The sequence below is a fragment of the Mycobacterium heidelbergense genome (genome assembly GCF_050205645.1).
In the GTDB taxonomy this organism is placed as follows: domain Bacteria; phylum Actinomycetota; class Actinomycetes; order Mycobacteriales; family Mycobacteriaceae; genus Mycobacterium; species Mycobacterium heidelbergense_A.
The window spans coordinates 1-18,759 of record NZ_JBNMQT010000039.1; the positions used below are offsets into that span (position 1 = coordinate 1).

The 18,759-nt window shown below is 67.6% G+C and carries 16 protein-coding genes, 1 tRNA gene and 1 pseudogene; 6 read left to right on the plus strand and 12 right to left on the minus strand.

Features of this window, described 5'->3' with window-relative positions; genetic code table 11:
* Positions 1-225 precede the first annotated feature (225 nt).
* The 4 genes from ACQI5H_RS23955 to ACQI5H_RS23970 all read right to left on the minus strand — a co-directional run bounded on the left by ACQI5H_RS23955 (position 226) and on the right by ACQI5H_RS23970 (position 4,169).
* A tRNA-Ile gene (locus ACQI5H_RS23955) sits at positions 226-299 on the minus strand.
* 28 nt (positions 300-327) lie between these two features.
* Positions 328-1,155: a carboxymuconolactone decarboxylase family protein gene (locus ACQI5H_RS23960; RefSeq protein WP_427081782.1), complete on the minus strand. Its 828-nt coding sequence runs from the start codon at positions 1,153-1,155 to the stop codon at positions 328-330.
* Between the two features lie 40 nt (positions 1,156-1,195).
* Positions 1,196-2,569, minus strand: a complete 1,374-nt coding sequence (locus ACQI5H_RS23965; protein ID WP_427081783.1) for a metallopeptidase TldD-related protein — start codon at positions 2,567-2,569, stop codon at positions 1,196-1,198.
* An 82-nt stretch (positions 2,570-2,651) separates the two neighbouring features.
* On the minus strand, positions 2,652-4,169 hold the full coding sequence (locus ACQI5H_RS23970) for a TldD/PmbA family protein (protein ID WP_427081784.1): 1,518 nt from the start codon (positions 4,167-4,169) through the stop codon (positions 2,652-2,654).
* A 46-nt stretch (positions 4,170-4,215) separates the two neighbouring features.
* Between ACQI5H_RS23970 and ACQI5H_RS23975 the strand changes: the two genes are divergently transcribed.
* Genes ACQI5H_RS23975 through ACQI5H_RS23985 form a run of 3 tightly spaced genes read left to right on the plus strand, consistent with a single transcriptional unit; the run spans position 4,216 to position 7,233 of the window.
* Positions 4,216-5,088, plus strand: coding sequence for a carbohydrate ABC transporter permease (locus ACQI5H_RS23975; RefSeq protein WP_427081785.1), 873 nt, complete (start codon positions 4,216-4,218; stop codon positions 5,086-5,088).
* Positions 5,075-5,899 carry a carbohydrate ABC transporter permease gene (locus tag ACQI5H_RS23980; protein ID WP_427081786.1) on the plus strand — a complete coding sequence of 275 codons (825 nt, stop codon included), beginning with the start codon at positions 5,075-5,077 and terminating at the stop codon, positions 5,897-5,899. Before ACQI5H_RS23975 ends, ACQI5H_RS23980 begins: the two co-directional genes overlap by 14 nt.
* Entirely contained in the window at positions 5,896-7,233 is a 1,338-nt protein-coding gene (locus ACQI5H_RS23985; protein WP_427081787.1) for an extracellular solute-binding protein, read from the plus strand. Before ACQI5H_RS23980 ends, ACQI5H_RS23985 begins: the two co-directional genes overlap by 4 nt.
* A 2-nt stretch (positions 7,234-7,235) precedes the next feature.
* Here ACQI5H_RS23985 and ACQI5H_RS23990 read toward each other — a convergent pair whose 3' ends face one another.
* From ACQI5H_RS23990 to ddaH, 4 genes are read right to left on the minus strand one after another with little or no spacing between them, the layout of a single operon-like run.
* Positions 7,236-8,114, minus strand: coding sequence for a universal stress protein (locus ACQI5H_RS23990; RefSeq protein WP_427081788.1), 879 nt, complete (start codon positions 8,112-8,114; stop codon positions 7,236-7,238).
* Positions 8,111-9,592, minus strand: coding sequence for an amino acid permease (locus ACQI5H_RS23995; protein ID WP_427081789.1), 1,482 nt, complete (start codon positions 9,590-9,592; stop codon positions 8,111-8,113). The genes ACQI5H_RS23990 and ACQI5H_RS23995 overlap by 4 nt, the downstream gene beginning before the upstream one ends.
* 28 nt (positions 9,593-9,620) lie before the next feature.
* Entirely contained in the window at positions 9,621-10,847 is a 1,227-nt protein-coding gene (gene rocD, locus ACQI5H_RS24000) for an ornithine--oxo-acid transaminase (protein WP_427081790.1), read from the minus strand.
* Positions 10,844-11,689 carry a dimethylargininase gene (gene ddaH, locus ACQI5H_RS24005; protein ID WP_427081791.1) on the minus strand — a complete coding sequence of 282 codons (846 nt, stop codon included), beginning with the start codon at positions 11,687-11,689 and terminating at the stop codon, positions 10,844-10,846. The genes rocD and ddaH overlap by 4 nt, the downstream gene beginning before the upstream one ends.
* 114 nt (positions 11,690-11,803) lie before the next feature.
* Here ddaH and ACQI5H_RS24010 point away from each other — a divergent pair, with 114 nt between their 5' ends.
* On the plus strand, positions 11,804-12,250 hold the full coding sequence (locus ACQI5H_RS24010; RefSeq protein WP_427081792.1) for an Lrp/AsnC family transcriptional regulator: 447 nt from the start codon (positions 11,804-11,806) through the stop codon (positions 12,248-12,250).
* A gap of 62 nt (positions 12,251-12,312) precedes the next feature.
* Here the strand turns inward: ACQI5H_RS24010 and ACQI5H_RS24015 are convergent, their stop codons facing one another.
* From ACQI5H_RS24015 to ACQI5H_RS24030, 4 genes are read right to left on the minus strand one after another with little or no spacing between them, the layout of a single operon-like run.
* On the minus strand, positions 12,313-14,103 hold the full coding sequence (locus tag ACQI5H_RS24015) for a sulfatase-like hydrolase/transferase (protein ID WP_427081793.1): 1,791 nt from the start codon (positions 14,101-14,103) through the stop codon (positions 12,313-12,315).
* Positions 14,096-14,545 (minus strand): SRPBCC family protein, encoded by a 450-nt coding sequence (locus ACQI5H_RS24020; RefSeq protein ID WP_427081794.1) that lies wholly within the window; start codon positions 14,543-14,545, stop codon positions 14,096-14,098. The genes ACQI5H_RS24015 and ACQI5H_RS24020 overlap by 8 nt, the downstream gene beginning before the upstream one ends.
* 8 nt (positions 14,546-14,553) lie before the next feature.
* Positions 14,554-15,393 (minus strand): CbiQ family ECF transporter T component, encoded by an 840-nt coding sequence (locus ACQI5H_RS24025; RefSeq protein ID WP_427081797.1) that lies wholly within the window; start codon positions 15,391-15,393, stop codon positions 14,554-14,556.
* Positions 15,394-15,407: 14 nt separating this feature from the next.
* Complete coding sequence (locus tag ACQI5H_RS24030) at positions 15,408-17,456, minus strand: ATP-binding cassette domain-containing protein (RefSeq protein WP_427081795.1); 2,049 nt, start codon at positions 17,454-17,456, stop codon at positions 15,408-15,410.
* A gap of 106 nt (positions 17,457-17,562) precedes the next feature.
* Between ACQI5H_RS24030 and ACQI5H_RS24035 the strand changes: the two genes are divergently transcribed.
* Both ACQI5H_RS24035 and ACQI5H_RS24040 read left to right on the plus strand, forming a co-directional pair.
* A complete protein-coding gene (locus ACQI5H_RS24035) occupies positions 17,563-18,060 on the plus strand; it encodes a MarR family winged helix-turn-helix transcriptional regulator (protein WP_427081796.1) in 498 nt (165 codons plus the stop codon).
* Positions 18,061-18,171: 111 nt separating this feature from the next.
* Positions 18,172-18,759, plus strand: a pseudogene (locus ACQI5H_RS24040) (ATP-binding cassette domain-containing protein); the annotation flags it as partial.

Here is an 18,759-nt window from a genome sequence, read left to right on the forward strand (position 1 = left end):
GCATGGTACGGCGGCAGTGGTCTACACCGAACCGGCGGCCCGTCCCCCAGCTGCCTGCATCGAACCCGCTGCGAGTCGCCGTCTAAAGACCAGCTCCGGTTCAAGTCGTGAAGTAAGCCCGCCAGGCTTGTGTACCCGGCGTCATGAGGCCGTACGCTGCGACGCCGCGATGCATATGGCCGCGAGCGCGATCGATTGTCCCCACAGCATCCAAGGGCTTTACGGTGGGGCGGGCGGGGCTCGAACCCGCGACCAACGGATTATGAGTCCGCGGCTCTAACCAACTGAGCTACCGCCCCTAGTGCGCACCATGGTGCCACGCAGACGTCAGCTGAACACCGTCTGGCCCTCGGCATCGAGCAGGTAGCGCTCGGTGCCGTGCTCGACGCGGGCGGCGTCGGCGCCCAGCGACACCGCGATTTTGTTGCTGGCATTTCGCATGACGTCGAAGGTGAGCTCCACGGCCTTCGCCTCCGAAAACCGGGAGCGCACCTCGGCGGCAACGTCGGCGACGAGGTGCGCAGGAGTCCAAATTAACGCATCGGTGTAGCGAAGCGCTGCTTTAGCGCGCTCGTCGAGCAAACTTGAGTCCTCGTAGCGCCCGATATCGCCGTACAGCGTCTCGGAACCCCCGGCATCCAGGGCGGTAGTTTCGCGCAGCGACTTGCACAGCCGGCAGTTGTGCTGAGCCGCGCCGCGCAGCCGGACCAGCTCGGCGGTGACCGGGTCCAGCGCGCGCATCCGCGCCACGGCGGGCAGGAAGTCGTTGAACACCACATCGGAAGGGTCCGTCAAGTGGTCCCATGAGATCGGGCCGTTCACCCAGTCGAGATACTCGGAGCCGACGCCAAGCGCCTCGAACCCCGCGCGTACCCGTGGAACGAAGTCGGCGATGTACATCTGCACCACAACGCCAAAGGCGCTGTCCCCCAACTGCTTCCACAGCCGCGATCGCTGGTCGCCGGTGATCGCCGAGACGTCGACGCTGAACTGCTCGGCGAATTCGGCGACGACGGCCTCGGCCTCCGAGGATGGCTCGTCAACGTCGACGCAGGCGGGCAACGGTGGCAGCGACAACGTCTGCCCGCATACCCGCCGCGCCAGGCCCGTTATGCGTCCGTCGCCCGGCGACAACGCCACTAACCGCGTCAGCATTGGTCACACGTTAGAACCAGCCCCGCCGCTGGGCAATCGCCTAGTGCGCCTGGCTCACCGACGACATGTAGAAGTCCGGGATGCGCAGCGACGGCATCGCCGCTCTGGTGGCCCAATCTCCCCACTCGCGCGGCAGGGTCTTCTCGCTGACCCCGGCCTCGGTAGCCCGCCGCAGCAGGCCCAGCGGGCTCTCGTTGAATCGGAAGTTGTTGACGGCCGCGGTCACCTCGCCGTCTTCGACCAGGTACACGCCGTCGCGGGTCAGGCCCGTGAGCAGCAGTGTCGTCGGGTCAACCACCCGCATGTACCACAACGTGGTCAGCAGCAGGCCGCGTTCGGTGCCGGCGATCATGTCGGCCAGCTCGGCCGACCCGCCCGTCATCACCAGGTTGTCGGCGGCCACGGCGACCTGGGCGTCGTACTTGGCGGCAATGGCTCGCGGATACGCCAGCGCGTTGATGACCCCGTTTCGGATCCAGTCCACCTGGCCGATCTCCATGCCGTTGTCGAACACCGACACGGTCTCCGAAGAGTTGCTCGTCGCGACGAACGGCGTGCAGGCCAGACCCGGCGCCATCGGATCGGAGAACAGCGTCAGCGGCAGCTCGGTGAGCCGCTCCCCTATCCGGGTCCCACCACCGGGGGCGGAGAAGGCGGTCCGGCCCTCGTGCGCGCCGCGGCCGGCCATCGACCAGCCCAGGTAGATCATCATGTCAGCCACCGTCGACGGCGGCATGAGCGTCTCGTAATGGCCCGCCGGCAATTCGACGGTCCGCTGTGCCCAACCGAGCCTGGTCGACAGTTGCTCGAGCAGCAGATCCGTTGGCACATCGACGAAATCGGGTGTGCCTACCCCCACCCAGGCGCTCGCGTCGCCGCGTTTGCCATTGATCTCGACCGCGCCGGCGGGCTGGGTGAAGCGGCGGCGCAAGCCCGTCGACGACGCCAGGAACGTCGTCGAAACATTGTGGTGCGCATAGCCATACAACCGGTCGCTACCCTTGAACCCGCGGCTCAGCGAGGCGGCGAGGTCGCCGAATATCTCTGGCCCGGTGCCGGGTGCCGGTGCATTCCAATCAGCCGGCACCCCGGTATCGGCCAGCAGTGGCGCGGCATCACCGGCCTCCGGCGCGGAGCGGGCCGCGTCCTGGGACGCGGCAACCAGCCCGGGGATTACCCGCGGATCGACTTCCGCGGACACCATGGTGCCCACGCGCGTGCTGCTGCCGTCGCGCACAATCGAAATCACGGTCACGCTGCGGTTGACCGAAACCCCGTTGGTGGTCATCGAATTGCCCGCCCAGCGCAACGTCGCCTCGACGCGGTCGGTGACCAGCACCATGGTCTCGTTGGCGCCGCCGCGTTTTGCCGCCTCGTCCAAAACGATGTTGACGACGTGCTGCGCAGAAATCATTGGCGCCGCTCCTCAGCATCGCTTCGTCCCCCTCGCCGCTGCGCAGCTGGGGGTGCCCCCACTGCATTGTCGCCGGCGCGGATCATCGGCCACCCTCGGTACGAGTGTTGAGCACGTTGACATTCCGAAATAGCGCCGACGGACAGCCGTGGCTGACGGCGGCGATCTGTCCGGGCTGGGCCTTGCCGCAATTGAGCGCACCACCCAGCCGCCAGGTGGACGGACCGCCCACGGCTTCCATGGAATTCCAGAAATCGGTGGTGGTCGCCTGATACGCGACGTCGCGCAGCTGGCCGTCCAGGCTGCCGTCGCGGATGCGGAAGAACCGCTGGCCGGTGAACTGAAAGTTGTAGCGCTGCATATCGATCGACCACGACTTGTCGCCGACGATGTAGATGCCGTCCTCGACCCGGCTGATCAGATCGGCGGTGCTGGTGTCGTCGGGGCCGGGCTGTAACGACACGTTGGCCATCCGCTGGATCGGCACGTGGTGCGGCGAATCTGCATACGAGCAGCCGTTGGAGCGCGGCTGGCCCAGCCTCGGCGCGAACACCCGGTCGAGCTGATAGCCGACGAACACCCCGTCGCGCACCAGATCCCAGCTTTGCGCGGCCACACCCTCGTCGTCGTAACCGATTGTGGCCAAGCCGAATTCGACGGTGCGGTCGGCGGTCACGTTCATCACCGGTGAGCCGTAACGCATGGTGCCGAGCTTGTCGGGGGTGGCGAACGACGTTCCGGCATAGGCGGCCTCGTAGCCGATCGCGCGGTCGTATTCGGTGGCATGGCCGATGGATTCGTGGATGGTCAGCCACAGGTTGGTCGGGTCGATCACCAGGTCTTTGCGCCCCGCAGTCACGCTGGGTGCCTTGACCTTTTCGGCCAGCAACGACGGCAACTGCGCGAGCTCGTCGGTCCAGTTCCACACGTCGTCGCCGGCCACCGCCTCCCAGCCCCGCCCCATCGCCGGCACCAGGGTGCGCATCGAGTCGAAGCTGCCCGCGGCGGCGTCCACCGTCACCGCCTCCAGCGAGGGCTGCAGCCGCACCCGCTGCTGGGTGATCGACGATCCGAAGGTATCGGCGTAGAACGTCTGCTCCTTGACCGCGGTCAACCCGGCCGACACGTGGTCGATGCCGTCGGCGTCCAGCAGTCGCCCGGAGTAGTCCTCCAGCACGGCGATCTTGTCGGCGGCCGGGATGTCGAACGGGTCGATCCGGTAGTTGGACACGTACGTGGCATCCGCGTAGACCGGCTCCGGCGCGAGCTCGACGCGTTCGGTGTTCAGCGTCGCCAGCGTGGCGGCCACATGCACGGCGCGACGCGCGGTCTCGGCGGCTACCGACGGCGCCAACTCGGCGTGCGAGGCGAATCCCCAGGTGCCGTCGACGATCACGCGTACCGCCAGGCCGACCTCGCGGATGATGACCGCGGTCTCCAGCTCGCCGTCGCGCAGCTGGACGATCTCCGTGCTGATGCGGTGAACCCGCAGGTCGGCGTGGCTGGCCCCGGCCTTGGTGGCCGCCGACAGTGCTGCGTCGGCCAGTTCGTGGCGCGGCAGGTCCAGGAAGTCGGCATCGATCCCCCGGTTCGGTGTCACGAATCCAACCCTATGTCCACCGCATCCGCCCGGCTTTAATACACCCATGGCCGACGCGCCCCGCCGATCCACTCCGTTGGGTTATGCCCTGCTGGCGCCCAGCCTGTTCGGCGTCGTCGCGTTCTTGCTGCTGCCCATCCTCGTGGTGATCTGGCTGAGCCTGTATCGGTGGGATCTGCTCGGTCCGCTGCGCTACGTGGGCCTGGCCAACTGGCGCGCGGTGCTCGCCGACGCCGACTTCGGCAACTCGCTGATCGTCACCGCCGTCTTCGTGGCGATCGTCGTTCCGGCGCAGACCGTGCTGGGGTTGGCGGCCGCCTCGATGCTGGCTCGCGAGTTGCGGGGCACCGGCTTGTTTCGCACCCTCTACGTGTTGCCGTGGATCTGCGCGCCGCTGGCCATCGCGGTGTTGTGGCGCTGGATCCTGGCCCCCACCGACGGCGCCGTCAGCGCCGTGCTCGGACACAGCATCAGCTGGCTGTCCGATCCCAGCTTTGCGCTGCCGCTGGTGTCGGCGGTGGTCGTGTGGACCAACGTCGGCTACGTCTCGCTGACTTTTCTCGCGGGCCTGCTGGCGATCCCGGCCGACATCTATGCTGCCGCACGCACCGACGGCGCCACCGCCTGGCAGCGGTTCTGGCGCATTACCCTGCCGATGCTGCGGCCGACGATGTTCTTCGTCCTGGTAACCGGGATCGTCAGCAGCGCACAGGTTTTCGACACCGTCTACGCGCTGACGGGCGGCGGGCCCGAAGGCCGCACAGACCTGGTGGCCCACCGGATTTACGCCGAGGCGTTCGGCTCGGCGGCGATCGGCCGGGCGTCGGTCATGGCGGTGGTGCTGTTCGTCATCCTGGTCGGCGTCACGGCCGTCCAGCACTTGTACTTCCGTCGGCGGATCAGCTATGACCTCACCTAGTCGGCTGTCGAACGGCATGATCTACGCGGCCCTGGCGATCGGTGCGCTGATCACGTTGGCGCCCTTCGCACTTGGGTTGCTGACGTCGTTCACGTCGGCCCACCAGTTCGCGACGGGCACGCCGCTGCAGTGGCCGCGGCCACCCACCCTGGCCAACTATGCCGACCTGGCCGGTGCCGGGTTCGGCCGGGCGGCGGCGGTGACCGCGTTGATGACGGCGGTGATTCTGGTGGGCCAGCTGACGTTTTCGGTGCTGGCCGCGTACGCGTTCGCACGGCTGGAGTTTCCCGGACGCGACGCGCTGTTCTGGGTCTACATCGCGACGTTGATGGTGCCGGGAACGGTGACCGTGGTCCCGATGTACCTCATGATGGCGCAGCTGGGCCTGCGCAACACGTTCTGGGCGCTGGTGTTGCCGTTCATGTTCGGCTCGCCCTACGCGATTTTCCTGCTGCGCGAGCATTTTCGGATCATTCCGAATGATCTGATCAACGCCGCGCGCCTCGACGGGGCCACCACGTTGGACGTGATCGTGCACGTCGTGATTCCGTCCAGCCGTCCGGTGCTGGCCGCGCTGACGCTGATCACCGTGGTCTCGCAATGGAATAACTTCATGTGGCCGTTGGTGATCACCAGCGGCCACAAGTGGCGGGTACTCACGGTGGCGACGGCCGACCTGCAGTCGCGGTTCAACTCCCAGTGGACGCTGGTGATGGCCGCGACCACGATCGCGATCGCGCCGTTGATCGTCCTCTTCGTGACCTTCCAGCGTCACATCGTCGCGTCGATCGTCGTCTCGGGGCTCAAGTGAACCGGCCTCGGTCCTCCACGCTGATTGCGGGCGCGCTCGCGCTCATCGCCGCGTTGTTGGCCGCGACGGCGATGCTGCTGGACTATTCCGGCGAACCGCACGGCGGCAAGATCGTTGTGACGGTGCGGGTCTGGGGCGATCAGATCGGCACGGCATATCGGCAATCGTTCGAGGCATTCACCCGGGCGCATCCCGATATTCAGGTGCACCTCAACACGGTGGCCTACTCGACGTACTTCAACACCCTGCGCACCGACATGGCCGGCGGCAGCGCCGACGACATCTTCTGGGTGTCCAACGCATATCTCGCCGCCTATGCCGACAGCGGCCGGCTGATGGACATCGGCAAGACGCTCGGCCCGCGCGCCGCGTCGGCGTGGGAGCGGGCCGTTGTCGATCAGTTCACCCGCGGCGGGGCGCTATGGGGTGTGCCGCAGCTGACCGACGCCGGCATCGCCGTGTTCTACAACGCGGACCTGCTTGCGGCGGCGGGGATTGATCCCGCCCGGTTGAACGGCGTGCGGTGGAGTCCCGACGGTGACGACACGTTGCGGCCGTTGCTATCCCGGCTCACCGTCGACGCGGATGGGCATGCCGCGGGCACCCCGGGTTTCGACGCCGGACGGGTACGTCAGTGGGGGTATAACGCCGCCAACGACGCTCAGGCCATTTACCTCAACTACATCGGGTCGGCCGGCGGAGTATTTCAGCGCGGCGACGAGTTCTCGTTCGACAACCCCGCGGCCGTCAAGGCCTTCCGCTACCTGGTCCGCCTGATCAACGACGATCACGTCGCCCCGCCCGCCTCGGACACCAACGACAACGGCGACTTCTCCCGCAACCAGTTTCTGGCCGGCAGGATGGCGCTCTTTCAGTCCGGCACCTACAACCTGGCGCCGGTGGCCCACGATGCCCGATTCCGCTGGGGTGTCGCGATGCTGCCGATCGGGCCCGCCGGCCGGGTGAGCGTCACCAACGGCATCGCCGCGGCGGGCAATGCGGCGACCAAGCACCCGGACGCGGTGCGGCAGGTGCTGGCCTGGATGGGCAGCGGCGAGGGCAACGCCTATCTGGGCCGCCAGGGTGCGGCCATCCCCGCGGTGCTGTCCGCCCAACCGGCCTACTACGCGTATTGGGCCGCCCGCGGCGTCGACGTCACACCGTTCTTCTCCGTGCTCGACGGGCCGCGCATTCCGGCACCGGGCGGTGCGGGCTTCGCCGCCGGCGACACCGCCCTACAAAGCTACTTTGACGAAATGTTCTTGGGCCGAGGCGATGTCGCGGACATTTTACGCCGCGCCCAACAGGCCGCCAACGCCGCCGCCCGCCGATAGCCTCAGCCCGGCAGCACCACCACCGGCACCGTGCTCTCGCGGATGATCTTCCCGCTGCGAGATCCGAGGAACACCCGCCGGATGTCGCCGCGCGGCGACGTGCCCAGTGTCAGGACGTCGCCGTCCTGCCAGTCCACCTTCTCCATCGCCTCGTTCCAGCTGTGGCCGGTCACCACGTCCAGCGCAACATCCGCGCCGACGACGCCGTCGGTCTTCAGGTTTTCCTGAACTTCTCGCGCCTGCGCCGCCCACGCCTGCAGGATCGAATCCTCAACGTCCAGGCCCACTTCCGGTGGATACATAGTCTTGCCGCGGACCGCGAAGGTGATCACCCGCACCGGCAGCCCTAGTCGCCGCGCGAATTCGACGCACCGCTGTACCACGCCGATTGAGTCGGGGGTGGCGGAGTAGGCGCACGTTAGCCGGGTCAATCCGCCTGTGTACGAACGGTATTCGCGCGGACTGATCGCGACCGGCACCGGCGACACGTGCAGCAGCCAGTCGGCGGTCGAGCCGATCACCACCTGACCGCGGCCGCCGCTGGGCAATGACCCCAGCACCAGGACCTCGGCGTCGACATCCGCGATCAGCTCGATCAATCCACCCGACACCGACCGGTGCGCACGGTGGGAGTAGGTGACCTCGAGCCCATCGGCCACGCCGTGCAGAAAACCCCTGGCCTCCGCGGCCGAATCCGAGGCCAAATGGTCGGCCCAGTTCTCGTACTCGGCGTCGACGCGAGCGAACGTCGGTGTCGGCCAGGGCTGGGGCACGATGGTCGCCACCGTTAGCGACGTATCGAGGGTTCGCGCAGCGCGCACGGCCAGATACAACCCCGACAGGCCGACCTCGCCGGCCCGGTAGCCGACGACAACGGTCACAACAGTTCCCTCGGCTCGTCTTCCGACGCCGCCGCGGTCGGGATGAGGCCGTCACCGCCGTCGTTGAGCGCGCTGTGGTGACGGCCCCACACGAAGTAGAAGATCAACGCCACCGAGATCCAGCCGGTGAACGCGATCCAGGTGTACCAGTGCAGGCTGGCGAGGATGTACCCGCACGCCAGCACCGAAAGTACGGGCGTGACAGGGTAACCGGGCACTTTGAACGGGCGGGGCAGGTCGGGCGCGCGCACCCGCAGGATGATGACGCCGGCGGAGACGACGATGAACGCGGTGAGGGTGCCGATAGACACCATGTCCGCAAGTTTGTCGAGCGGTATGAAGGCCGCGAGCAGGGCCGCGGCGATCGCGACGATCACGGTGTTGTTCACCGGGGTCATCGTGCGGGTGTTGACCTTCGCGAACCGCGACGGCAGCAGTCCGTCGCGACCCATGGCGAACAGGATGCGGGTCTGGCCGTACATGGTGACCAGCGTGACGGTGAAGATCGAGATCACCGCGCCCGCGCACAGGATCGTGCTGGCCCACATGCCGTGGGTGACGTTGTCGAGGATGGTGGCCAGGCCGGCGTTCTCCTGCGCGGCGAAATCCTGCCACGGCTGGGTGCCGAGCGCGGACAGCGCGACGAGTACGTAGACGGTCGTGACGATCGCCAGCGCCGAGATCAGCGCGCGCGGCATGGTCTTCTGCGGGTTTCGCACTTCGTCGCCCGCCGTCGAGACCGTGTCGAGGCCGATGAACGAGAAGAAGATCGTGCCCGCCGCCGAGCCGATGCCGGCGACACCGAATGGCGCGAAGTTGTTCAGCTGGTTGGCGTCGAAGGCGGTGAAAGCGATGATCACGAACATGGCCAGCACGCCGAGCTTGATCAGCACCATGATCGCGTTGACCCGCGCGGACTCGCTGGCGCCGCGGACCAGCAACAGCGCGCACATTCCGATCAGGACGATCGCCGGCAGGTTGATGTAGCCCGGGTCGGAATCCCATGGCGCCGCCGACAACGCGTGCGGCATTTGGAATCCGCAGCAGTTGTTCAGCAGCTTGTTCACATAGCCGCTCCAGCCGACCGAGACCGCCGCGGTGGCCACGCCATACTCCAGCAGCAGGCAGGCGGCCACACCCATCGCGACCGCCTCGCCCAGCGTGGTGTAGGCATACGAGTACGACGACCCGGAAACCGGTACGGCGGAGGCCAATTCGGCGTAGCAGATGGCTGCGAGCCCCGCCGCGATTCCCGCGATGACGAACGAGACGATCACTCCCGGTCCGGCTTCCGGCACCGCCTGCGACAGCACGAAGAAAATACCGGTGCCGATCGTCGAGCCGACACCGAACATGGTCAGCTCGAACGTGCCGAAACTGCGCCTGAGGTGATCCGCGGCCCCGTGCGCGACGGGAGCGCCGGTCACCGGGCGGCGGCGCAGCATCTGCTGTCTCAGGCCGATCGACGTGGCCGGCAATTGCGCCTCCTGTTGTCGGATCAGCTGATTATGAGGCAGCCTCCGCCAGCGCAAAAGCAAATTGGTCGATCGCCCAGTCGATTTCCCGTTCGGTGATCACCAGCGGCGGCGCGAACCGCAGCGTCGAGCCGTGAGTGTCCTTGACCAGCACTCCGCGCTCGGCCAACCGTAGGCTCATTTCCTTGCCGGTGGCCAAGGCCGGTTCGATGTCGACCCCGGCCCACAGCCCGAGGCCGCGCACCGCCAGCACACCGTCGCCGATCAGTGCCTCCAGGCGCCGGTGCAGGTGGGCACCCAATTCGGCGGCGCGCGCCTGAAATTCCCCCGTCGCCAGCATGGACACCACGGTGGTGCCAATCGCGGCGGCCAACGGGTTGCCGCCGAACGTCGAGCCGTGTTCGCCGGGATGCAGCACGCCGAGGATTTCGCGGTCCGCGACAACCACCGACAGCGGAACCACGCCGCCGCCTAGCGCCTTACCGAGCAGGTAGACGTCCGGCACGACACCCCAGTGGTCGCAGGCGAATGTGTGGCCGGTGCGGGCCAGCCCCGACTGGATTTCGTCGGCGATCATCAGCACGTTGCGCTCGGCACACAGCGCGCGCACGGCCGGAAGGTAGTCGTCGGGCGGGACGATGATCCCGGCCTCGCCCTGGATCGGCTCGAGCAGCACCGCGACGGTGTTGTCGTCGATCGCCCGTGCCAGTGCCGCGGCGTCGCCGAACGGGACGGAACGGAATCCCGGTGTGAAGGGTCCGAAGCCGTCGCGAGCCGTCGGGTCGGACGAGAAGCTCACGATGCTGATCGTGCGGCCGTGGAAATTGTTGTCGGCCACGATGATGTTGGCGTAGCCGTCGCGCACGCCCTTGACGTCGGCGCCCCACTTGCGGGCGACTTTCAGGCCGCTCTCGACCGCCTCGGCGCCCGAGTTCATCGGCAGCACCATGTCTTTGCCGCACAACGTGGCAAGTGCGGCGCAGAACCGCCCGAGGTTGTCGGAGTGGAACGCGCGGCTGACGAGCGTGACGGTGTCGAGTTGGGCGTGGGCCGTCGCGGTGATCTCGGGGTTGCAATGCCCGAAGTTAACTGCCGAATAGGCGGCCAGGAAATCCAGGTAGCGCCGGCCGTCGACGTCGGTGATCCAGGCTCCCTCGGCGCTTGCCGCCACTATGGGTAACGGCGAATAATTGCGCGCCGCATGCCTTTCGACTTGCGCGATCAGGGCGTCAGCTGCGGTATCAGCCACGATCGTCATGGAAATACCTCCAATGTGCAGCACTTGACCGAACCGCCGCCCTTGAGCAGCTCGGAGAGATCGACGCCGACCGGTCCAAAGCCGGCCTCGCGCAGCTGAGCGGCGAAACCCGTTGCGGCGGAAGGAAGCACAACGTGTAGGCCGTCGGAGACCACGTTCAGCCCGAGCACGAATGCGTCGGCGCTCCCGACCACAATGGCGTCGGGGAACAGTGCGTGCAGCTGCTCCCGCGCCGCCGTGCTGAATGCCGGGGGGTAGAACGCAATCGTGTGGTCGTCGAGAACGGCGAGCGCGGTGTCGAGGTGATAGAACCGGGGATCGACCAGCTCGAGGGACACGACCGGCACGCCCAGCAGAGCCGAGATTTCGTCGTGGGCGCGCAGATCGGTGCGAAAGCCGTAGCCCGCCAGCAGCATGTCGCCGACCATCAGCAGGTCGCCCTGCCCCTCGTTGACGTGACGTGTGGTCGCGGGCCGATAGCCCATCGACGACATCCATTCGGCGTAGGCCCTCGACTCGGCGGCGCGCTGTGCGTATCGGAACCGAGCGACGACGGCGACGTCGCCGGCGATGAATCCGCCGTTGGCGGCGTAGACCATGTCCGGCAGCCCGGGCACGGGGTCGATCAAATGCACGCGGTGGCCCAGGTCGACGTAGGTCTGGTAGAGCGCCCGCCACTGCGCTTGCGCGAGGTGGACACCGACCGGTGCGGCGACGTCCATCCAGGGATTGATCGCGTACTCGACGGCGAAGAAGTCCGGCCGGGTCATCGCGTACCGGCGGGTCCGGGCCCTGCGGCTGGGCTTGAGAGGCGCGGGTGCCACCACGTACGAATCCGTCATAAATCAACGGTATTTGCCGCTCGGGTGACAAGCAAACGACGATTCTTGCGTGTCTATAGACGATTTATTGTGCTAGATTTGCGCTTGCGACGATTTGTTGCGCTGAGGAGTGGCATGGAACGTCTGAACGAGGTCGACGAGCGCATCCTCTCCGAGCTCACCGAGAATGCGCGGGCGACCTTCGCCGAGATCGGGCAGAAGGTGAATTTGTCCGCCCCGGCGGTAAAGCGTCGCGTCGACCGGATGCTGGATACCGGCGTGATCAAGGGTTTCACCACCGTCATCGACCGCAATGCGCTCGGCTGGAACACCGAGGCGTTTGTGCAAGTGTTCTGCCACGGCACGATCGCGCCCGATCAGCTGCGGGCGGCCTGGGTGGACATGCCGGAGGTGGTCAGCGCCGCGACGGTGACCGGCACGTCGGATGCGATCCTGCACGTGCTGGCCCGCGACATGCGGCACCTGGAGACCGCCCTCGAGCGGATCCGGGCGAGCGCGGACATCGAGCGCAGCGAAAGCATCGTGGTGCTGTCCAACCTCATCGACCGAATGCGGACCTAGGGTCAGTGCGCCCCGCGAGCGTAACACCAGTGCGAAATTCCGGTCGATTATTCGCAGTCGGGTTACGCTCGCGAACGGACCCGCCTAGCGAGACGCCTCAGCCTGGACGGTGCCTCGCTCGGCGGTCGACGAGATGCGTAGGGCCACGGCTCATTTCGTTCGGGGATGGAAGTGGCGCGGACCTGTTTCAGCTGCGCCCGCAGGTGCTGGCGCAGCCCGTGCAGCCCCGGGTCCGTCCACCGGTTGACGGCTTCGATCGGGTCGTCGGTTAGGTCGTAGAGCTCCCACTGGTCATCCAGCGGGGACGTCCGATAGGCCTCTCCCCCAAGCCCGTTGGCTGCCAGGTGACGTACGCCGGGCTCGGTCCAGGTGCCTGGATCGTCGAAGGTGCGGACCAGCTTCCACAGGTGTCCATCAACCTGGACCACCAGACCCTCGAAATTCGAGGCGGTGTGGGCGGGGATCCGGATGCGCAGCGGCGCGGGCGGATTGACGGTGCGCTTCAGGCGGCGCGCCAGGCCCGAGGCGCCGGTGTCGCCCTCGAGCATGTTGTCGCGGGTCATCAGGTAGACGGCTCGTGAGTCGTCGGCGGGTGCGCCGTCGACGATCGGCATGAGATTCCGGCCCGGCAGCTCATGGACTTCCGAGAACGTCTCGGCCAGCGATGCGGACACCGCCGCGACATCCACACCGGCGGCCGCGAGCAGCGTCGGCACCAGGTCGACATGCGACGTCGGCGCCGTGATCACCCGAGGCGAGGTCGAGCCCGCCCCGATCCGGGCGATGACGAACGGAACGCGCGTCGCCTCGTCGTAGAGGTTGAACCATTTCTGGTGCAGGCCACCGTGGGCGCCGAGCAGATCGCCGTGATCGGCGGTCCGCACCAAAACCGCGTTGTCCGAACCGCCTTCGGTGACGGCCCGTCTGACGCGGTCGATCGGCGCGTCCACCTCGGCGTGCAGGCGGTAGTACAGGTCGCGGTAGCGCTGGGCGTTGCGGTCGTAGGTCCAGTTGATCGCCGGTGCCGGACCGTAGCCGGAGTAATAGGCCTCACGGAAGGCGATCTGGGCCGCGGGCTTGGTGGACAGGTCCTCCTCGGCGGTGGGCGCCGCGGGCACTGGAGGTGGATCCAACGGCGACGGCTTGACCGGACCGCGGCGCGACCACGTCGGGAACAGCACGATGTCGTGGGGATTGACGAAGCTGGCGACGAGCAGGAAGGGACGCTGCGCGGCGGGGTCGCCGGCCCGACGGCGGGCGTAGCGGTCGGTGAGCCATGCGACCACCCGCTCGGCGATCAGGGGATCGCGGCGAACGCCCGCATTGGCCAGCAGCGCCCCGTGCGGTTCCGGGCCGACCCAGCCCGAGAAGCCGAACGGCCCCAGCGGATCTGCGTCCAGGTAGCGCTGCACCGCCACCGGATCGACGACGCCATCGTCGTCGTTGGTGGCCAGCGCACGGCCCGTCGAGGAATCGATCAGATCGGCATGCGAGATATGCCACTTGCCGTCGTAGTGCGTGTCGTAGCCGGCCGCGCGAAACCAGTTCCCAAGCGTGGGCACCTCGCCCTGGCGCAGCCAGCGCATCCGCGAGTCGTCGGCGGTCTTCCCGATGCCGTCGGTCTGGGTGACCCCATGTAGGTCGGGGAAGTGCCCGGTGAAAATTGTTGGGCGGCTGGGCACGCAGGCCAGCGAGCCGGTGTAGTGCCGGGCGAAGCTGACGCCGTGACTTTCGAACCACTTGCGCCCGACCAGTGTTCGGTCGCGCCAGGCGAGCACGTCGGGATCCTCGTACGGCGGAACCGCGCGCTCCTCGTCGGTCATCACGATCACGATGTCGGGGCGATCAGACACGGGCGTTCTCCAATCTGTTCGCGAGTCCGGCGAGCATTACGTCGGACTGTCGCGCGAGGAAGCGGCACAGCACGCGTTCGGCGAGCTTTTGCGGTGGACGGGAACCGATTTCGACCGTGCTGGTCAGGGTCACGACGGTCGAATCGCCCGCAGCCGCCAGCGTCCAGCGGTTGGTCACGCTGCGCAGGCGCCGGGGTAGGCCTTCGATGGCGTAGGCGAGCGCGTGCGGCGGGTCGAACTCGGTGATCCGTTCCACGAGGGCGTCGCGTTTGACCTGAACTCGCCGGGCGGTGCCGACTAGCCCGCCGTCGGGACCGGAGGACAGAATGCACGAGTGGTCGACATTATCGGCCCACGACGCGATCGAGCCGAAATCGGCGAGGACATCCCAGACTTCGTGCGTAGGGGCCGCGATCTTGCGGACGCTTTGAGTCTCGGCCACTTTTACGCTCAGTACGGCGTATGCATCATCGTCTCGAGCGCCACCGCCGCCCCGCTGGCCGCGATGGTGATCGCGATCGTCACCCAGTCGGCCAGCCTCGGCCGCACCGGGCGGGCGGAGAGCTGACCGGTGCCGCCGCGAGCGGTGATCGCGTCGCCCATCTCGTCACCGCGCCGCAAGGTCACGGTGATGGCGGCGGCCATCAGGTCGATCAGCTCGAGAGCATGTCGCCGACGACGAGCCTTGCGACTCTTCGGTATTCGTTTCGGCCGCAGCCGGCGGGCGGCGTAGAGGATCTGGAATTCGTCGATCAACATCGGGAACGCGCGCAACGCGAGCGCCAACGCCACCGCCCATTCGTCGACCGGGATCCGGAATATCTTCAGCGGTCGGCCCAATGTCGCCAACGCCGGCCCGATTTCGGCGACATTGGTGGTCCAGGACACCAGCGCCCCCAGCCCGAGCAACACGATCGAGAGCGCGGTGATCCGCAGGAAGTTCAGCGCCCCGCCGAGTGCGATCTCGAGCCCGGCGATCGAGATCTTCGGGCTACCACCGGACAGGGCGGCCGTGACGAAGCCCAACGCGAGAGCGATCCACAGCCAGCGTGGTATCGACGGCAGCACGCCGCGCGGAATGCGTGCGATCCGAAGCGCCGCAACCACCAACGCCGCCGCAATCCCGATCGTCACCCAGCCCGGGTAGAACGTCAGCAGCACCGAAAGACCGAAAACGACAAGCAGTTTGGTCCCTGCCCACAAATCGTGGATGGCCGAACGTCCGGGCACCGGGATCAGCAGCACCACCGGGCGAGAGGGGCGACGGGTTGCGCCGTCCGCCGTTGCCATCGTCGAAGTCGTTGTCACGCGATGCCTCCCGCCGCGGTCGGCATCGGTTCGACGGTGCCCTCGCGCAGATGCAGGGTGCGCGGGCACAGCTCCTCCAGCCCGGCGAAGTCGTGTGAAATCACCACCACCGTCAGGCCACGCTCATGGCGCAGGTCCTCCAACAGCCGCAGCAGGCCGCGCTGGCTGGCGGCGTCCAAACCCGCCAACGGCTCGTCGAGGATCAGGGCGCGTGGTGAGCACGCCAACAGTCCGGCCAGCACCACGCGGCGCATCTGGCCACCACTGAGCTGGTCGATGCGCCGCTTGGCGAGCGTGGGATCGAGTCCGACGACGCCCAAAGCGGTGGCGACCCGATCTTGGTCGAGGTGCGAAAAGCCCGCTGCCGAAGCCACTTCCAGGTCCACGCGGCTGCGCATCAACTGCAGCCTGGCCGCTTGGAACGACAACGCCACCGCGCCGACCTGCTCGTGGGTGGGCCGGCCGTCGATGAGGCAGGCGCCGGCCGTGGGGATGGTCAGGCCGGCCATGATCCACGCCAGCGTCGACTTACCCGAGCCGTTGCCGCCGTGGATGAGCACGCCGTCTCCCTGCTCGACCACGAAATTGATGTCGCGCAGCGCGGTCTTGGCCCAGGGGGTGCCGCTGCCGTATTCGTGGCCGACGCCGATGAGTTCGATGACCGGCGCGTGCGGCTGGCGGTAGTCCACGGGGATGGCCGGTGTCGGCGCGGCCGAGGTCTCGACCATACCGGTGTTGTCCGGCGAATCGCTGAGATCGATTCTGCGGTCCGCGGAATCGGCCTCGTTGTTGTAGTGCGTGATGTGCACGAGCGCTGTGCGGTGCCGCGTGGTGAGACCGGAGAGCACACCCAGCAATGCGTCGCGGCCGTGCTGGTCGACCATGGTGGTGACTTCGTCGGCGATGAGCAGTGCCGGCTCCCTGGCCAGCGCCGCGGCGAGCGCCAGGCGCTGCAATTCGCCGCCGGACAGGCTTCCGGTGTCGCGCTCGGCGAGTGCCTCGAGGCCGACCTCGCTGAGCAACCGGTTCACGTCGATTTCGGTGCCCGGCGGCAAGCCCCACACCACGTCGTCGGCCACCCGGGTGCCCAGGACCTGACTTTCCGGGTGCTGCAGGACGAGGGCCGTGCCGCCCAGCTCGCCCAGGCCCACCGCGCCCGGTCGCTCCACGCTGCCCGACGTCGGTTGACGGCCGGCCAGGATCAGCATCAACGTGGTCTTCCCGGAGCCGTTGGCCCCGGTGATGGCCACGTGTTCCCCGACCCGCAGGTCCAGGCTGATCTCGCGCAGCGCGTCTTGGCCGGCGCCGGGGTAACGGAAGCGCACCCGGTCCAGCCGCACGGGAACCGGCCCGACCGATGCGTTCCCGTCACCTCCGTCCCAAGCCTCCAATTTGTGCACATCGGGCAGGCCGCGCATCCGCTCCAGCAGACGCGACAACGCCCACCAACCGATCAACGACACGACCATGATTCCGAGGCCGTAATAGGCCAGCATCCACCATTGCCAGTAGCCCAATGCCCAAGTGAAATACCGCATCAGATCATCGGCGGGCCGCTGCAGATGCACACGGCCCAGGAACGACGCGACCCCGTGCACGTTCGAGGTCATCACGTCGAAAATCAGGTGCCGCAGCCTGGTCATCACGGTCAGCGCGCCGACGGACATGGCGCCGAAAGCGACCCCCGCGATCAGCGAGGAGACGACCACCGTGAGCGTGCCGCGGCCCCTACGTTTGACGACTCCGGTCAGTCCGCCGATGTAGGCGCAGTGGACGACGGTCATCAAACCGCCCAACCCGGCGATCAGGAAGGCGATCATCCCGGCGGCAACCGTCGCCGCGAGCAGCACCCGCAGCCGATAGCGGTAGGCGAGCAGCCCGGTGGGCACGGTGCCCAGCAAGGCCAATCCCGCCGCGAACGGGATGACGACGGAAATGATTGCGATGACCGCACATAGCGCGCCCATAACCGACGCCTGCGCCAATTCGACCGGACGCAGCGATCCACCCCGACGGCCCACCCGGGGAGATCTCGGAACGGTCACCCTAACGATTCTGCCAGGCCGTGGCGCCAAGTCCTCGCAGCACACAGACGGATCTCGGGGTGTCCACCGTTCGGCTCGCTTAGCAAAGCTATGCAACGATGTAGGTATGAATGCATCCGCCGCCAACCACACCGATGTCGTTGACGCCGCAAACACCGATCCCCAGCCTGGCCTGGGAGCAGACCTGCTCGCCGTCGTCGCGCGGCTCAATCGGCTGGCCACCCAGCGCATCCAAATGCCGTTGCCCGCCGCGCAGGCCAGGCTGCTGGCCACCATCGAAGTCCATGGAGAAGCACGCATCGGTGATCTGGCCGCCGTCGACCACTGCTCGCAGCCCACGATGACCACGCAAGTGCGCCGCCTCGAGGACGCCGGCCTGGTCACCCGAACCGTCGATCCCGGGGATGCCCGGGCGGTCCGCATTCGCATCACGAATGAGGGAATGCGCACACTCAACGCCGTGCGGGCCGACCGCGCGGCAGCGATCGAACCGCAACTGGCTCTGCTCGAGCCGTCCGACCGCCGGGTGCTCTCCGATGCGGTCGACGTGTTGCGCCGACTACTCGACAATGCGGCACTCGCGCCGCGTCGGCACACACTGTGACCGGGGCGCCCGGTGGATAGCCGACCGGCAGCGGGTAGACACTTGATCAATCCCCGATTGGCCTGAACACGGGATCAATCCGGTCTGACCGGCAACGAAAGGTGGCATTCGATGCGGCCCGAGGCTTCCGCCGTGCCGGCCTCCCCGCTCACCGTATGGGTCGGATCGATGCGGTATGTCTTCCCGCCGGGCCGCGACGTGGTCGTGGGCTACGGCGCCGGGGCCGACATTCCACTGGAGCAACTCGGGGGGCCGCCGCCGCAGGCGCCTCGCCCGGAGGTTCTGCTGCGGTTCCTGGGCACACACTGGGTGGCCATCGACAAGAGCCGTAGCGGCATCTTCAGCAACGGGTTCCGGGTACCGGCGGTCGACATCCACGACGGGCAGGCGATCATGCTCGGCGATCCGCAGCACGGTCCGCGGCTGGTCTTTCAGATCGCGCCGCCGGTCGGACCGCCCGGTCCGCATCAAGGCCAGGCTCAGCCGCTGCCTCCGCAGAGCCCCCCGCCACCGCCGCAGCACACCAGCCCACAGGTGCCCACGCAGCGGGACACCGGACCCATGCGGTTGCCCGCGCACGCGCACGAGGTTGAGCGACCTGCCGAACCGGCGCCGCCGCCGGTTCGGCCGTTCGCGCCGCCGGTTCCACCCGTCGGGCCCGCCGCTGCGCCCTCGCACCCACCCGCGGCGTCGTCCCCC

What these genes read in the sequence shown, in the direction of transcription:
- ACQI5H_RS23960 (WP_427081782.1), bottom strand. Translation starts at nt 1,155, where the DNA reads ATGCTGACGCGGTTAGTGGCGTTGTCGCCGGGCGACGGACGCATAACG.
- ACQI5H_RS23965 (WP_427081783.1), bottom strand. Translation starts at nt 2,569, where the DNA reads ATGATTTCTGCGCAGCACGTCGTCAACATCGTTTTGGACGAGGCGGCA.
- ACQI5H_RS23975 (WP_427081785.1), top strand. Translation starts at nt 4,216, where the DNA reads ATGGCCGACGCGCCCCGCCGATCCACTCCGTTGGGTTATGCCCTGCTG.
- ACQI5H_RS23980 (WP_427081786.1), top strand. Translation starts at nt 5,075, where the DNA reads ATGACCTCACCTAGTCGGCTGTCGAACGGCATGATCTACGCGGCCCTG.
- rocD (WP_427081790.1), bottom strand. Translation starts at nt 10,847, where the DNA reads ATGACGATCGTGGCTGATACCGCAGCTGACGCCCTGATCGCGCAAGTC.
- ddaH (WP_427081791.1), bottom strand. Translation starts at nt 11,689, where the DNA reads ATGACGGATTCGTACGTGGTGGCACCCGCGCCTCTCAAGCCCAGCCGC.
- ACQI5H_RS24010 (WP_427081792.1), top strand. Translation starts at nt 11,804, where the DNA reads ATGGAACGTCTGAACGAGGTCGACGAGCGCATCCTCTCCGAGCTCACC.
- ACQI5H_RS24025 (WP_427081797.1), bottom strand. Translation starts at nt 15,393, where the DNA reads ATGGCAACGGCGGACGGCGCAACCCGTCGCCCCTCTCGCCCGGTGGTG.
- ACQI5H_RS24035 (WP_427081796.1), top strand. Translation starts at nt 17,563, where the DNA reads ATGAATGCATCCGCCGCCAACCACACCGATGTCGTTGACGCCGCAAAC.